Origin of the sequence: Williamsia sp. (assembly GCF_036566845.1) — a bacterium.
GTDB lineage: Bacteria > Actinomycetota > Actinomycetes > Mycobacteriales > Mycobacteriaceae > Williamsia.
The window spans coordinates 1-15,225 of record NZ_DATCVM010000182.1 but is presented as its reverse complement, the minus strand read 5'-3'; the positions used below and the strand labels follow the sequence as shown (position 1 = coordinate 15,225).

Annotated in this window: 13 protein-coding genes and 2 tRNA genes; 5 read left to right on the top strand and 10 right to left on the bottom strand. The window is 64.0% G+C overall.

Features of this window, described 5'->3' with window-relative positions; translation table 11 throughout:
* Positions 1-14 precede the first annotated feature (14 nt).
* Positions 15-620 (bottom strand): molybdenum cofactor guanylyltransferase, encoded by a 606-nt coding sequence (gene mobA / locus VIQ49_RS17150; protein ID WP_331886760.1) that lies wholly within the window; start codon positions 618-620, stop codon positions 15-17.
* Positions 621-687: 67 nt separating this feature from the next.
* Between mobA and VIQ49_RS17145 the strand changes: the two genes are divergently transcribed.
* Positions 688-2,985 carry an FdhF/YdeP family oxidoreductase gene (locus tag VIQ49_RS17145; RefSeq protein ID WP_331886758.1) on the top strand — a complete coding sequence of 766 codons (2,298 nt, stop codon included), beginning with the start codon at positions 688-690 and terminating at the stop codon, positions 2,983-2,985.
* Positions 2,985-3,806, top strand: a complete 822-nt coding sequence (fdhD, locus tag VIQ49_RS17140) for a formate dehydrogenase accessory sulfurtransferase FdhD (RefSeq protein WP_331886756.1) — start codon at positions 2,985-2,987, stop codon at positions 3,804-3,806. The genes VIQ49_RS17145 and fdhD overlap by 1 nt, the downstream gene beginning before the upstream one ends.
* 29 nt (positions 3,807-3,835) lie before the next feature.
* Here fdhD and clpX read toward each other — a convergent pair whose 3' ends face one another.
* From clpX to VIQ49_RS17115, 5 genes are all read right to left on the bottom strand, one after another.
* A complete protein-coding gene (gene clpX / locus VIQ49_RS17135) occupies positions 3,836-5,113 on the bottom strand; it encodes an ATP-dependent Clp protease ATP-binding subunit ClpX (protein WP_331886754.1) in 1,278 nt (425 codons plus the stop codon).
* A 190-nt stretch (positions 5,114-5,303) separates the two neighbouring features.
* Positions 5,304-5,933, bottom strand: a complete 630-nt coding sequence (locus VIQ49_RS17130) for an ATP-dependent Clp protease proteolytic subunit (RefSeq protein ID WP_331886752.1) — start codon at positions 5,931-5,933, stop codon at positions 5,304-5,306.
* 73 nt (positions 5,934-6,006) lie between these two features.
* Positions 6,007-6,615 carry an ATP-dependent Clp protease proteolytic subunit gene (locus tag VIQ49_RS17125; protein WP_331886750.1) on the bottom strand — a complete coding sequence of 203 codons (609 nt, stop codon included), beginning with the start codon at positions 6,613-6,615 and terminating at the stop codon, positions 6,007-6,009.
* 205 nt (positions 6,616-6,820) lie between these two features.
* The gene (gene tig / locus VIQ49_RS17120) at positions 6,821-8,182 is read right to left on the bottom strand and encodes a trigger factor (RefSeq protein ID WP_331886748.1); all 1,362 of its coding nucleotides are present in this window, start codon (positions 8,180-8,182) and stop codon (positions 6,821-6,823) included.
* A 32-nt stretch (positions 8,183-8,214) separates the two neighbouring features.
* Positions 8,215-8,288, bottom strand: a tRNA-Pro gene (locus VIQ49_RS17115).
* A gap of 199 nt (positions 8,289-8,487) precedes the next feature.
* Here VIQ49_RS17115 and VIQ49_RS17110 point away from each other — a divergent pair.
* From VIQ49_RS17110 to VIQ49_RS17100, 3 genes are all read left to right on the top strand, one after another.
* Positions 8,488-8,561, top strand: a tRNA-Gly gene (locus VIQ49_RS17110).
* A gap of 425 nt (positions 8,562-8,986) precedes the next feature.
* The gene (locus tag VIQ49_RS17105) at positions 8,987-10,141 is read left to right on the top strand and encodes a lipase family protein (RefSeq protein ID WP_331886746.1); all 1,155 of its coding nucleotides are present in this window, start codon (positions 8,987-8,989) and stop codon (positions 10,139-10,141) included.
* Positions 10,142-10,411: 270 nt separating this feature from the next.
* Entirely contained in the window at positions 10,412-11,092 is a 681-nt protein-coding gene (locus VIQ49_RS17100) for a L,D-transpeptidase (RefSeq protein ID WP_331886744.1), read from the top strand.
* 88 nt (positions 11,093-11,180) lie between these two features.
* Here VIQ49_RS17100 and sthA read toward each other — a convergent pair whose 3' ends face one another.
* The 4 genes from sthA to VIQ49_RS17080 all read right to left on the bottom strand — a co-directional run bounded on the left by sthA (position 11,181) and on the right by VIQ49_RS17080 (position 14,943).
* Complete coding sequence (gene sthA / locus VIQ49_RS17095; protein WP_331886742.1) at positions 11,181-12,617, bottom strand: Si-specific NAD(P)(+) transhydrogenase; 1,437 nt, start codon at positions 12,615-12,617, stop codon at positions 11,181-11,183.
* Between the two features lie 106 nt (positions 12,618-12,723).
* Positions 12,724-13,578 carry a PE-PPE domain-containing protein gene (locus tag VIQ49_RS17090; RefSeq protein ID WP_331886740.1) on the bottom strand — a complete coding sequence of 285 codons (855 nt, stop codon included), beginning with the start codon at positions 13,576-13,578 and terminating at the stop codon, positions 12,724-12,726.
* Between the two features lie 78 nt (positions 13,579-13,656).
* Entirely contained in the window at positions 13,657-14,454 is a 798-nt protein-coding gene (locus tag VIQ49_RS17085; protein WP_331886738.1) for an Fpg/Nei family DNA glycosylase, read from the bottom strand.
* Positions 14,455-14,469: 15 nt separating this feature from the next.
* A complete protein-coding gene (locus VIQ49_RS17080; RefSeq protein WP_331886736.1) occupies positions 14,470-14,943 on the bottom strand; it encodes a ribose-5-phosphate isomerase in 474 nt (157 codons plus the stop codon).
* Positions 14,944-15,225 lie beyond the last annotated feature (282 nt).

Here is a 15,225-nt window from a genome sequence, read left to right as displayed (position 1 = left end):
GCGCCGATCCGGGCTCAGTGAACCCGGAGCCGGTGCAGGTCTTCGGGCGCGTTCACGTTGGTCAACCAGGCCGGATCGCTGAGCGTCACGCGGTTGGTCCGCAGCGCTTCGACGGCGGCCACCATCCGGCGTTCTCCGGTCTGGACCAGGTCGGCAAGGGTTCCCGCCGCCCGGGTGCGATAAACGCCGGCCAACGGATGTGCGCGTTGCGTATCCACCGCGATCGCGGCGTCGTCGGCATCCGACAACCCCCGGAGCAGCTCGTTGATCATTTCCGCCGAGACCAAGGGCATGTCGGTGGCGCACACGAACACCACCTCGCGTCCGGCGTCGGCCGCGGCGGCGAGCCCGCGCGCCAAACCGGCGAGCGGTCCGGCACCCGGCTTCTCGTCGGTGACCCAGCGGATCCGGTCGGTGCCGGGATGTTGTTCACTGAGTCCGAGGTACGCCGGCGACTTCGCGGGGGCGACGACCAGAACGGGATCGCATCGCTCGGACACAACCCGGGTGATCCGGACGAGCATCGACTCGCCATTCCAGGCCAACGCCGCCTTGTCGCTGCCCATCCGCTTGGATGCCCCGCCTGCCAGGACAACTGCGCCCAATCGTGAAGTCTCCATGGAGACAGTTAACGCGAACAGGACCGTGCTGTGGGCCGATTCCGGCCGACAGAGGAAGATGGTTTGCATGAGCACCGAAGCCATCCCAGAACCCGAACGCGACGAACTCGACCAGCATCCACCGAAGCAGTGGGCGGCCGGCGTACCCGCGGTGGCGGTCGCGCTGCGTCGCGCTGTGAAGCAGATGGGTCCGATCCGGACGGCCCAGACTCTCGTCGGCCTCAATCAGAGCAACGGCTTCGACTGCCCCGGTTGTGCGTGGCCGGAAACCCCGGGTCACCGCAAGCACGCCGAGTTCTGTGAGAACGGCGCAAAAGCGGTCGCCGAAGAAGCGACAAAGCGAACTGTCGGCCCGGATTTCTTTGCCGCGCACAGTATCTCCGACCTTCGCGAGCGCTCCGAATACTGGCTCAGCCAGCAGGGCCGGATCAGTCATCCGATGGTGCTGGCGGCCGGAGACGATCACTATCGGCCCATCGAATGGGACCAGTGCTTCGCCCTGATCGCCGACGAGCTCAAGGCTCTCGAGAGCCCCGACCAGGCAGCGTTCTACACCTCCGGCCGTACCAGCAACGAGGCCGCATTCCTGTACCAGTTGTTCGCCCGTTCACTCGGCACCAACAACCTTCCCGACTGTTCCAACATGTGCCACGAGTCCTCGGGCAGCGCGCTGGTGGAGTCGATCGGCATCGGCAAGGGCTCGGTGTCCGTCCCCGACCTCGAGGCCGCGGACCTGATCATCATCGCGGGGCAGAACCCCGGCACCAACCATCCGCGGATGCTGTCGGTGCTGGAGAAGGCCAAAGAACGCGGCGCCACCATCATCGCGGTGAATCCGCTTCCCGAAGCCGGACTGCTGCGGTTCAAGGATCCCCAGAAGATCAACGGTGTCATCGGCAAGGGCACCACGCTCGCCGACGAGTTCCTGCAGATCCGAATCGGCGGCGACATGGCATTGTTCCGGGGTCTGGGCAAGCTCCTCCTGGACGCCGAGAAGAAGGCTCCCGGAACAGTTTTCGACCACCCCTTCATCAACGAGCACTGCCTCGGGGTGGACGACTACCTCGCTGAACTCGAGAAGGTCGACCTCGACGAGATCGTCACCGCCACCGGACTGAGCGAGGCGACGATCCGGACCACGGCCGACCAGATGATCGCCTCGCACCGCACCATCATCTGCTGGGCGATGGGCCTGACCCAGCAGGCTCACGGCGTCGCGACCATCGAAGAACTCACAAATCTCCTGTTGCTGCGCGGCATGATCGGCAAACCCGGCGCCGGCGTGTGCCCCGTGCGTGGACATTCCAATGTGCAGGGCGACCGCACGATGGGCGTGTGGGAGAAGATGCCTGACGAATTCCTCGATGCCCTAGATCGCGAGTTCACGATCAGCTCACCCCGGAATCACGGTCTCGACACCGTCGACACCATCCGCGCGATGGCCGCCGGCGACATCAAGGTGTTCATGGCCATGGGCGGCAACTTCGTGTCCGCCTCCCCCGACACCCACGCCACCGCTGCCGCGATGGGGAATTGCCGCCTCACCGTGCAAGTCAGCACAAAGCTGAACGCCTCACACCTGCGGCCCGGCACCACCGCCCTCATCCTGCCCACCCTCGGCCGCACCGACAAGGATGTGCGCGACGGACGCAAACAGGCTGTCACCGTGGAGGATTCGATGTCCGTGGTGCATCTGTCCCGCGGATCGCTGCCGCCGTCGAGCGACCAGCTCCGCAGTGAGGTCTCGATCATCTGCGATCTCGCGCGGGCGACGCTCGGCGCCGACCACTCGGTTCCCTGGGGTCCGATGTCGGAGGACTACGACACGATTCGCGACCACATTTCGCGGGTGGTCCCAGGATTCGCCGGCTTCAACGACAAGGTCCGCCATCCCGACGGTTTTGTCCTGCCCCATCCACCCCGTGACACCCGCTCGTTCCCCACCCGGACCGGCAAGGCCAACCTGGCCACCAATCCCCTGCGGTGGCTCCAGGTTCCCGAAGGACGCATCATCCTTCAGACCATGCGAAGCCACGACCAATACAACACCACGATCTACGGTCACGACGACCGCTACCGCGGCATCAAAGGTGACCGCCGGGTGGTGCTGCTGAACCCGCAGGACATCATCGATCTCGGCTTCACCGAAGGTGAAAGTGTAAATCTGATCTCCGAGTTCGCCGGCCCCGGTGGTGCCGAGGAACGCCGCGTCGAAGGCTTCCGGATCGTCCCGTACCCCACCCCTCGCGGCAATGCCGCGGCGTACTACCCCGAGACCAATCCACTGGTCCCCCTCGAACATGTTGCGGCCAAATCGAATACACCGGTGTCGAAGGCCATCACCATCCGGCTCGAGCACCGCTGATGGGACGCGCCAGCGCACGGACCCGCGTCCGACGCATCCGTCCCAGCGGTACCGATTCCCGCGCTGACACCCTCGCCGTGGAGGAGCCGCTGGAGATCCGGGTGGCCGGCGAATCACTGTCGGTCACCATGCGGACACCCGGCGCGGACATCGAGTTCACGCACGGCTTCCTGCTGACCGAAGGCATCATCGACAGCGCCGACGACATCGCCGTCATCCGGTACTGCGATGGTGTCGACGACGAGGGCCGCAACACCTACAACCTGCTCGATGTGACGTTGCGCGACGATCGGCGTCTGCCGGAGACCGCCACCCGCAACTTCTTCACCACGTCGTCGTGCGGAGTGTGCGGCAAAGCTTCACTCGATGCGGTGCGACTCGCCTCGAACCATCGCCCAGCCGACGACGATTGCACCGTCGACGTCGACACCCTCGCCCAGCTACCGGGTCGACTTCGCGAGTCCCAGAAGATATTCAGCTCCACCGGTGGGGTTCACGGCGCCGCACTCTTCACCACCGAGGGAACCCTACTGGTGGCCCGAGAAGACGTCGGGCGACACAATGCAGTCGACAAGGTGATCGGCTGGGCGGTGCAGAAAAACACCCTGCCGTTGCGCAACACCATTCTGATGTTGTCCGGCAGGGTGTCCTTCGAACTCGTTCAAAAGTCCGTGATGGCGGGAATCCCGATCATCGCCGCCGTCTCCGCGCCGTCGTCACTCGCCGTGGATCTGGGCACCGAACAGGGTGTCGCGATTGTCGGGTTCCTGCGCGGCGAATCGATGAACGTGTACTCCGCCGGTCACCGAATCGTCGAGTGACCGGCGCGAGTACAGATCGAGAGTAGGAGCTACGCGCTCTTCTCGCGCCGTTCGTCGCGACGCGGCTTGCGCGGGACGATGGTCGGAAGAACGTTGTCGCGCACCGTTTCTCCGGTGACAACAACCTTCGCGACATCGTCGCGGCTGGGGATGTCGTACATCACCGGCTGCAACACTTCTTCCATTATCGCGCGAAGTCCACGAGCGCCGGTTCCACGGTGGATGGCCTGATCGGCGATGGCCTCGAGCGCATCGTCGTTGAACTCCAGTTCGACGCCGTCCATGTCGAAGAGTCGCGCGTACTGCTTGACGAGTGCGTTCTTGGGCTCCGACAGGATGTTGATCAGCGATGGCTTGTCGAGCTTGGTCACCGACGCGATCACCGGGAGACGACCGATGAACTCCGGGATCAAACCGAACTTGATCAGGTCCTCGGGCATCACCTCGGCGAAGTGGTCACTGCTGTCATCGTCGTTCTTGGCCACTTCGGTGCCGAATCCTATGCCACGCTTGCCGATTCGATCGGAGACGATCTTGTCGAGTCCGGCGAAGGCACCGGCAACGATGAAGAGCACGTTGGTGGTGTCGATCTGGATGAACTCTTGGTGCGGATGCTTACGGCCACCCTGCGGCGGCACTGATGCCTGCGTGCCCTCGAGAATCTTGAGGAGTGCCTGCTGGACACCTTCACCCGAGACGTCGCGGGTGATCGACGGGTTCTCGCTCTTGCGGGCGATCTTGTCGACCTCATCGATGTAGATGATGCCGGTCTCGGCGCGCTTGACGTCGTAGTCGGCGGCCTGGATCAGCTTCAGCAGGATGTTCTCGACATCCTCGCCCACGTAGCCCGCCTCGGTCAGAGCCGTGGCGTCGGCGATCGCGAACGGCACGTTGAGCATCTTGGCCAGGGTCTGGGCCAGGTACGTCTTACCGCAACCGGTGGGCCCGAGCATCAGGATGTTCGACTTCGCCAGCTCCACCGGCTCCACACCGCGCGAGTCCTTGCGGTCGCCCGCCTGGATGCGCTTGTAGTGGTTGTAGACCGCCACGGCCAGAGTCCGCTTCGCGGTGTCCTGTCCGATGACGTAGTTCTCCAGGAAGTCCCGGATCTCGGCCGGCTTCGGGAGTTCGTCGAGCTTGACGTCGCTGGTCTCGGCCAGCTCCTCCTCGATGATCTCGTTGCACAGGTCGATGCATTCATCGCAGATGTACACGCCGGGTCCAGCGATCAGTTTCTTGACCTGCTTCTGGCTCTTTCCGCAGAAAGAACACTTCAGCAGATCGCCACCATCTCCGATACGTGCCATCTGTTGCTGTCCCTACTTCCGTTACCTGATGCACAAAGACCCTGATGTCCGGACGGACGCTGCCGTCCTACGGACCCCGCCCCAGCTCACGGGGAGCACAGTACTCACGACCGTACCCGTAGGTGAGCGGAACTTCGACCGATAAAGCCAAATGTCGCGGGCCTATTTCAGGCCCGCGACACCTGGGGCGTCACTTGCGGCCGGACTTCTTTCGGTACTCGAAAACCTCGTCGATGATGCCGTATTCCTTGGCCTGCTCGGCGGTCAGGATGTTGTCGCGGTCGGTGTCCTTGCGGATCTTGTCGGCAGGCTGACCGGTGTGCCCGGCCAGGATGTCGTCGAGGCGACGGCGGATGCGCTCGATCTCGGCGGCCTGGATCTCGAGGTCGGAGACCTGGCCCTGGTAGGCACCACCCGTACGCGGCTGGTGGATCAGCACGGTTGCGTTCGGCAGAGCGGCCCGCTTGCCCGGGGTTCCGCCGGCCAGCACGATCGCAGCGGCCGATGCGGCCTCGCCGAGGCAGACCGTCGCGATGTCGCAGTGGACGTACTGCATCGTGTCGTAGATGGCGAGCATCGCCGGCACGCTGCCGCCGGGCGAGTTGACGTACATGATGATGTCGCGGTCGGGATCCTGCGACTCGAGCACCAGCAGCTGCGCCATGATGTCGTTGGCGACGGTCTCGTCAATGGGCGTGCCCAGGAAGACAATTCGCTCTTCGAACAGCTTGGCGTAGGGGTTGTACTCGCGAGCACCGTTCGGTGTGTGCTCGATGAAGGACGGCAGGATGTACCGCGACTGAGGTGAAAGATTGTTCATGGTCCTCATAGCTTTCCGATGAGTGTGAGAGGTGTCGGAGACGAAGCGGAGCGGAGTTCGACCATGCAAGCGCTCAAGCGCGAGTGATCACGTGATCGACAAGACCGTAGGCCTTGGCCTGCTCGGCGGTGAACCACTTGTCGCGGTCGGCGTCCAACTCGATCTGTTCGAGCGTCTGCCCGGAGAACTCGGCATTGAGCCGGTTCATCTCCTTTTTGGTCTGCGCGAACTGCTCGGCCTGGATCGCGATGTCGGCCGCGGTGCCACCGATACCGGCGGACGGCTGATGCATCATGATCCGCGCGTGCGGCAATGCGTGTCGCTTGCCCTTGGTTCCCGCGGCGAGCAGGAACTGCCCCATCGAGGCCGCCATGCCCATCGCGTACGTGGAGATGTCGCAGGGAGCGAGCTGCATGGTGTCGAAAATTGCCATACCGGCGGTGACGGAACCGCCGGGAGAGTTGATGTAGAGATTGATGTCCTTGGTCGGATCCTCTGCCGACAGCAACAGGATCTGCGCGCACAGCCGGTTGGCGATCTCGTCGTCGACCTGGGTGCCCAGGAAGATGATGCGCTCACGCAGCAGACGCTCGAAGACCGAGTCGGTCAGATTCAGTCCGGCCACACCCGAACTCGCGGTTACTCCGGAGAGCGCTGGCGTGTGGATCTTCGGCTCAGTCACGGTACCTACCTTCGCGTCCCAGGATCAGGTCCTGGGATTTTTCGTTCAACGGACTCACAGTGATTTGACTGCTGACTTCGACAGTAACGAATAGGGGCGACGCCGAACCCTCGGCGTCGCCCCTATTCGCTGACAGCAGAATGCTTGCTGGCGTTTTGTCCCTTATGACTTGCGGTTTTCGTTGTTCACGACGCCCGCTTGTCGGTTACGACTCGTTGGTGGACTCGTCGTCCTCCGTGGCTGCTTCCTGCTTCGGGAAGAACTCGTCGGTGTCGACAACGGTGCCGTCGGTGTCCTTGACGGTGATCTCGTTGACGATCGACGACAGCGCCTTGCTGCGGCGGACCTCGGCGTAGATCGCGCCGACCTGGCCGGCCTGCTGCAACTGCTGAGCGAACTCGGCGGGCTGCATGCCGTAGCGCTGCGCCTGGAACATGATCTGCTGCATCAGCTCGTCCTGGGCGACCTCGGTCTCCTGCTGATCTGCGATCGCGTCGAGCAGCAGCTGGGTCTTCACCGACTTCTCGGCACCCTCACGAGCTTCGGCCTCGAACTTCTCGCGTGTGGTGCCCTGGTCCTCGAGCAGACGCTCGAATGCCTCGTCGTCGTGATTGAGGCTGTGGACGACCTGATGGATCTGGCCGTCGACCTCGGCAGCGACGATCGCCTCGGGCAGCGGAACCTCGACGGTCTCGACCAGCTTGGCGACAAGCGCCTCACTGATGGCGTTCGCCTGACCCATCTTCTTCGACCGGGCGACACGCTCGCGCAGATCGGCCTTGAGCTCGTCGACGGTGTCGAATTCGCTTGCCAGTTGCGCAAACTCGTCATCGACCTCGGGAAGCTCGCGCTCCTTGACCGACACGACCTTGACGGTGACGTCGGCTTCGTCGCCACTGTGGTCTCCGGCGACGAGCGTGCTCTTGAAGACCTTCTCCTCGCCGGCCGACAGGCCGATGAGTGCGTCGTCCAGACCGTCGATCAGCTCACCCGAGCCGACCTCGTGGGACAGACCGGTCGTGGCGGCTTCCTCGACCTCTTTGCCGTCGATGGTGGCCGACAGGTCGATGGAGACGAAATCGCCATCGGCGACCGGGCGGTCGACACCGGTCAGGGTGCCGAAGCGGGCGCGGAGGGCTTCGAGCTGCTCGTCGACTGCGTCATCGTCCACCGCGATCGGCTCGACCTCGACCTCGAGGGTCGAGTAGTCCGGCAGGTCGATCTCGGGACGGACATCGACCTCGGCGGTGAAGGTGATGCTCTTGCCGTACTCAAGCTCCGACAGGTCGATCTCGGGCTGGCCGATGGCCTTGATCTCGCTGGACTCGACGGCCTCGCTGTACTTGGCGGGGATCGCGTCGTTGACGACCTGAGCCAGCACCGCGTCGCGGCCGACACGGGCCTCGATCAGCTTGGCGGGTGCCTTACCCGGACGGAAGCCGGGGATCCGGATGTCCCGTGCCATCGTCTTGTAGGTGCGGGCGAAATCCGGCTCGAGTTCCTCGAAGGAAACCTCGACGTTGAGTTTGACCCGCGTCGGGCTGATCTGCTCGACGGTGCTCTTCACTTGACTCCCTTGTAGTGCGTTTCTCTCGTGAGTCGGGATGACAGGATTCGAACCTGCGACCCTCCGCTCCCAAAGCGGATGCGCTACCAAGCTGCGCCACATCCCGTGAGGTCATCCGAAAGCGGCAACATTCACCGCTTTCGCCGAACGCAAATACTACGTGACCGCTGCCCCACGAACCTAAACCGGTCGTCACAGGGCTGCACCACGCCGTCGCGAACAGGCGATTTCATGTCCGCCGGATCGACGCGGTACAGTTCCTTTCGCAGCGGCAACAGTGGCGATCCCAGTGATGTCGTATGCACGCGGGTGTAGCTCAATGGTAGAGCCCTAGTCTTCCAAACTAGCTACGCGGGTTCGATTCCCGTCACCCGCTCCACCCCCGAAAGGCCTTGGTCAGCATCGCTGCCCGGGGCTTTTTTGGCGTTCTGACCAGACGACTGCGATGCGGGGAGGAACAGCCGCCGCCGGACGCCGGATCTGGGCCGGCCGTCGGCATACGGCGGATCCCGTGAACAGCTGCACGAGGCGATCAAAACCGTTGCCATCCGGGCGCAGCCGGGTTCACACCCCAAACCTCACCGCCAGGATCATCGGGGATCGAGCCCGGTGTGACGCGCTTGACAGTTCCGGCCAGATAACGGTTACATATCGGACATCGTCGCCGGGGAGGTCGACGCACGAATCCCGCCCGAGCCGGAGGCCCCTTTGCGCGCGACCAGCACTTCCGTGTTCCGCACCCGACTGCGACGTCGACTGATCACCGTTGGAACGCTCTGCGCAACCACGCTGGCCCTCCTGACGATGACCCCTGCCGTTGCCGGCGCCGACGATGTCGCGCTCCCGACACCGCTGGGCGACCAGTTCTATGCCGCGCCCGCGAACATCGGCGACTATGCGAACGGTGACGTCGTCGCCAGCCGCCGGATGCCCAACCCTCCCGGGTTCATGAATATCGAGACCTGGCAGCTGAAGTTCCGCAGCACCGACATGTACGAGCGTCCGATCGCCGCGGTCACCACACTTCTGCTCCCGGTGAACCGCAGCGCGAACGCACCTCTGCTGAGCTTCCAGGACATCGTCAACGCGCTCGGCCTGGAATGCGCGCCCTCGCGCACACTGTTCACACAGACCAACAGCCTGACCGCCCGCCAGGGACCGGCACTGAACGGGTTGCTGGCCCAGGGCTGGGTCATCGCGGTCCCCGACCACCTCGGCCCGCGCAGCGCGTACGGCGCCGCCCAGCTCGGTGGCCGGATCACCCTGGACGGCATCAAGGCCGGAAAGAACTTCCGCCTCGCGAACATCTCCCGGAGCCCCGTCGGGCTGATCGGGTACTCCGGTGGCGGAATGGCGACCGCGTGGGCGGCCGCACTGGCACCCACCTACGCACCCGGGCTTCGGCTCGCCGGCAGCGCGTACGGCGGAGCCCCGATGAATCTGATCAAGATGGCCGAAGGCCTGGGCTACAACAATCCGCACCCGGCGTTCGGACTCGCCTACGCCGCCGCGGTCGGTCTGTCACGGGAGTACCCGGACGAGATCCCGATGTGGGACAACCTGACCGATCTCGGCAGGTCGATGTACCTGCAGATGCAGAATGCCTGCACCAACGAGATCCTGAAGATCGGTCAGGATCACAGCGCCGACGAGATGACACCGGACGTCAAGATCTTCGACGACCCGGTTGTCCGGGCAGTCGTCCAGGCCAACGGCCTCGACACCTATCCCGGGACACCCAACTCACCTGTCTTCGAATGGCACAGTCCCACAGATGAACTGATCCCGGTGGAGTCGATCCTCACCACCAACAACAAGTACTGTCGCGCCGGCGTCCGGGTTTCGAGCCTGTTGACCCCCGCTCCGAATCACGTTGCCGCGTATCCCCTGGGCATCCCGGGAGCGATTCAATGGCTCGGCGAGCGGTTCGCCGGAGTGCCCGCACCCAGCACCTGCTGACGAAGGCCGGCCAGCGCGTCAACAGCACTGATGACCGACTGTTTCAACGGAATACCGGTATACGGCATCTGATGAAACAATCCAGTGGAAGACGCCAATCACAGTGAGCCAGATCACTTTTGGCTCGAATCTCGAACCTCACTGGCCCCTTCGGTCACTTTGACCCCAGGAGCGTTTGTAACGTTTGGCCCGGCGGTAGCGACATGCAAGTATTGAATCTGCGCTTTCGGGGAGCGCATAAACCTGCAGCCAACGTTAGGGTTATACATAGTGTCGACCAGCAAGTTCACCCGCGGACGCACCGCGAAACGCCTTCTTGCCGCCGGACTCGGTGTTGTTGTCATGGCATTGGCCGTCCCGGCTGCAGCCTCCGCGCAGCCCTCGCCCACCATTCCCGGGCTTCCCGGCGTGCCGCTCCCCCAGATCCCCGGCCTGACCGTACCCACGCCGCCGCAGGCACCGGAGACGACTCCGGAACCCGCACCTGAGCCGGTCAAGCCGGCAGAGCCCGCACCTCCGGTGAAAACCGACACCGGCTGGGTTGCACTCGCCGACGACGCCACTCACGAATTGACCGTGTGGCACGAGGGCAAGATCGTCCGCAAGATGCCGATCTCGATGGGCTCGAACGAGAACCCGACCCCCAACGGCACGTACTACACCAAAGAGAAGTACCGCGACATGTACATGGACTCGTCCACGTACGGCGTCCCGATCGACTCACCCGGGGGCTACCGCACCTACGTCGAACATGCGATCCGCATGTCGTGGGACGGAATCTTCATCCACGCCGCACCCTGGTCCGTGGAGCAGCAGGGCAACACCAACGTGAGCCATGGCTGCATCAATGTGAGCCCGGAGAACGGACAGTGGGTCTACGAGAACTTCCCGGAAGGAACCCCGATCGTGGTGCAGGGCACCATCGGCGGACAGTACATTCCGGGTAGCTAGGCACCGCAGCACATCTGAAAAGAACCGGCGCCGAGAGTTACCTCGGCGCCGGTTCTTTCGTATGCGCTGCGCCTGATGCCGGAATGGTCTATTCGGCGCCGAGATCGTGCCCGTTGCCGACGCCGGTGACCCTCGCGATCGCCCGCATCTTGTTCACCGCGTCCAGCGCCGCCACCTTGTAACCCTCGGCGAGTGTCGGGTAGTTGAACACCGCATCGACCAGATAGTCGACCGTGCCTCCACACCCCATCACGGTTTGTCCGATATGCACCAATTCAGCTGCGTTGGAACCGAACACGTGCACACCCAGGATGCTGCGGTCCTGTGCGTCGACCAGCAGTTTGAGCATCCCGTACGCGTCACCCATGATCGTGCCCCGAGCGAGCTCCCGGTACCGGGCGACACCGACTTCGAAGGGTACGTTCTCCGCGGTCAGCTGCTCCTCCGTCTTGCCGACGTAACTGATCTCCGGGATCGAATAGATACCGATCGGATGTTTCGACGAGTCCGCGACACCCACCGGTTCCCCGAAGGCGTCGTAGGCTGCCCGACGCCCCTGCTCCATGGCAGTGGCCGCGAGCGCGGGGAATCCGATGACGTCGCCCACCGCGTAGATGTGGGGCACGGCCGTGCGGAAGCACTCGTCGACCTTGAGGCGCCCCCGATTGTCGCCTTCCAAGCCGGCTGCGGCCACACCGAGTTCCTCGGTGACTCCTTGGCGGCCGGCCGAATACAACACGGTGTCACTGGGAATCTTCTTCCCCGATTCCAGCACCGTGACGGATCCCGCCTGATGCTTCTCGACCAGTTTCACCGATTCGCCGAACCGGAACGTGACGCCTCGATCGCGCAGTTGGTACTGCAGCGCCTCGACGATTTCCCGGTCGACGAAGTCGAGCATCGACTCGCGCCGCTCGACCACCGTCACTTTGGTGCCCAACGCCGCGAACATCGAGGCGTACTCGATTCCGATGACACCCGCACCGACCACCACCATCGACTGCGGCACCCGGTCCATTCCGAGGATCTGATCGGAGTCGACGATCGTCGCGCCGTCGAATTCCACGCTGGCCGGCCGCGCCGGGCGTGTGCCCACCGCGATCACCGCATGGTCGAAGGTGACGTTCTTGTGGTCGCCGCCCTCTGATTCGACGGTCAGCTCATGGGGTCCGACAAACTTTCCACTGCCGATCAGGAGCGCAACCCGGTTGCGCGACAACTGATTCTGGATGACGTCGATCTCTTTGCCCACCACGTGCGCAGTCCGCGACGACAGATCTGCGACGGTGATGTCGGTCTTCAGCCGGTAGGACTGGCCGTACAGCTCGCGCTGGTTCAGCCCGGTCAGGTAGAGAACTGCCTCCCGCAACGTCTTCGACGGAATCGTGCCGGTGTTGATACAGACGCCACCGACCATGTTCCGGCGTTCGACGACCGCGGCTTTCTTACCGAGCTTCGCGGCGGCGATGGCCGCCTTCTGCCCGGCAGGGCCGGATCCGATGACAACCAGGTCGTAATGATCCACGTCGATTTCTCCCAGCGTTGATAGTTCTGGGATTCAGTGTCACCCAACCACACGTGTCTCACATTTCAGACGTATGAATTGTTACCACCGTGCAGTTGGCGACTGGCTAGGCAGCACGCCGATCGATGCCGGACGGCAGGAACGTCACCTGTACCTGCAGCCATTGCGCCAGGATCTCACAGCCCGACAAAGTCCCGCCTGCCAGCGGTTCTGCGTCATACCCGGTGTGCCGCCCTCCGGCGCGATTCACGATCTGCAGCCCCCGCCACATCAGTTTCCGGGGCAGATACCCCGCGATCTCGGCCATCGCGATCCGCACGCGCCGCACGTCCTTGCGCCATTGCCGCAGACCGATCGACGTCCGCGATGCATTCTGAAAATCGTTGCCCCTCAAAATCTCCCAGAGGTTGTGGAACCAGCCTCGCGCATCACTGATCGACATTGCGGCGGTGAGGTCGGCGAAATCCCGCAGCAGCGAATCGCCGCTTGCGTTGCAGATGACATCGGCAGGATCCGCGATCCACATCACCGGGACGTCAGTGGGTATCGCCGGCCCTTCACCGGCCAGTCCGAACCCTTCGCATCCCACGACGACGCCGGGTGGCTGGTGTGGGTCGGCCACGAACCCGACCGCGACGACGGCAGATGCGCTCACGCGATTCGCCAACAGGTGCCGGATGACCACCGCGCCCTGCGAGTACCCGATCATCATCACCGGACCGGGCGTCGCATACAAGCGGGCCCGCAGGTTCTCCACGCCGGCGCGGACACTGTCGAGATAACTCATACCGGTCAGATCGGGAACCGGGCCGTAACTCGCCGGGTACCCGACCCACTGGCAGTTGAACCGTTCGTCGAGCCGGCCGGTCACCTCGGCGAGCAGCCCGCCGACACCCTCCCGGGTGTCACCCGGATAGGACTCCCCTGTTCCCCCGACAACGAGCACCGTCACGACTGCCATGCGTCCATGATGCCGATGAAACCTGAGCGTGCACTGAGGCGACTGCACGGAAAATGCCGGCAATCAGCATGATTCTCGTCAATCGGCTTGGCAGACCGGGCACCAATACACCTTGCGCGCCACCATCTCTCCCATCAGGATCGGTGTCCCGCAGATTCGGCAGGGTTCACCGCTTCGCCGGTAGACGTAGGTGCGCGGTCGACCCGGGCCGTACGCCGGAGCGCCGTGATCGTCATCGGGCCGCACCACGTGCATCTTGCCGCGCTGCACACCGACCGCCATCAGTGCCACCAGGTCTGTCCACAGCGCGTCCCATTCCATGCGGTCGATCCCGGTCCCGGGGCGGTGCGGATTGATCGCCGCCCGGAACAGAACTTCGGCGCGATAGACGTTGCCCACTCCGCACAGCACCTTCTGGTCCATCAGAAGCGCACCGATCGCCTTGCGGGACCGCGTGATCGCCGACCACGCCAGATCAGGTACGGCATCTTTGCGCAGCGGGTCCGGACCGAGCCGCGCGGTGAGCGCCGTCAGATCATCCGGTGTGTACAGCTCGCAGGCCGTCGGCCCGCGCAAGTCGGTGCCGTAGGCGCCGGACTCCATGCGCATCCTGACCTGACCCACCGGTTCGGGGAGCGGCGCTGCGCCATCACCGAATGCGCCGTAGAGACCCAGGTGCACATGGACGATCTCACCGTTGCCGTAGCGATGGATCAGGTGTTTGCCCCACGCCTCTGCCCGGACGAATGTCTGTCCGTCGACCCGACGCGCTCCGGCGGTGAACCGTCCCTGCGGACTGCTCACCGCAACCTGTCGGCCGGCGAACTCCCGATGATGGATCCGGGCCAGCCGGTGAAGCGTATGCCCCTCAGGCACAGCGTATTTCGAGGCCTAGACCGCGGGCAGTGCCGGCGGGACACCGGTGCGTTCGTAGTCCGCGAGGATGTCGATGCGACGCTGATGACGCTCTTCACCCGACCACTCGGTGCCGATGAAGGCGTCCACGATCGCAAGCGCCTCGGCCTGGCTGTGCATACGGCCACCGATGCCGATCAGCTGCGCTTTGTTGTGCTGACGCGCCAACTGTGCGGTCTCCACACTCCACGCCAGAGCGCACCGGGCTCCGGGGACCTTGTTCGCGGCGATCTGCTCACCGTTTCCGCTGCCGCCGAGCACGATCCCGAGGCTGCCCTCATCGGCGACGGTCCGCAGCGCGGCGTCGACGCAGAACGACGGATAGTCGTCGAGCGCGTCGTATTCGTGCGCTCCACAATCGATCACCTCATGACCCGCTGAGGTCAGATGTTCGGCAATCTGGGCTTTGAGTTCGAAACCGGCATGGTCGCCACCTAGGTACACGCGCATGACGAACAGTCTGACAGAGGGCGGTCACGCTCCGGGCATCGACCGGAAATCGCCTGATCGCGGATCGCCGTCTGTAATGGCTCGGCACTAGTCTCGGCAGGGTGAATCCCGACATGCCTCCGCCTGCACCGGCATCGCATTGGCTCACCCCGGCCCCGTACGCCGGGCGGCCACGACGGCATCCGTGGGAGATTCCGATCCTGGTTCTGGTGCTGGTCGTCGGCATCGGCGGGTACGTCCTGGGAGTGATCCTCGTGGCGACCGGATCCCTGAACACGTGGT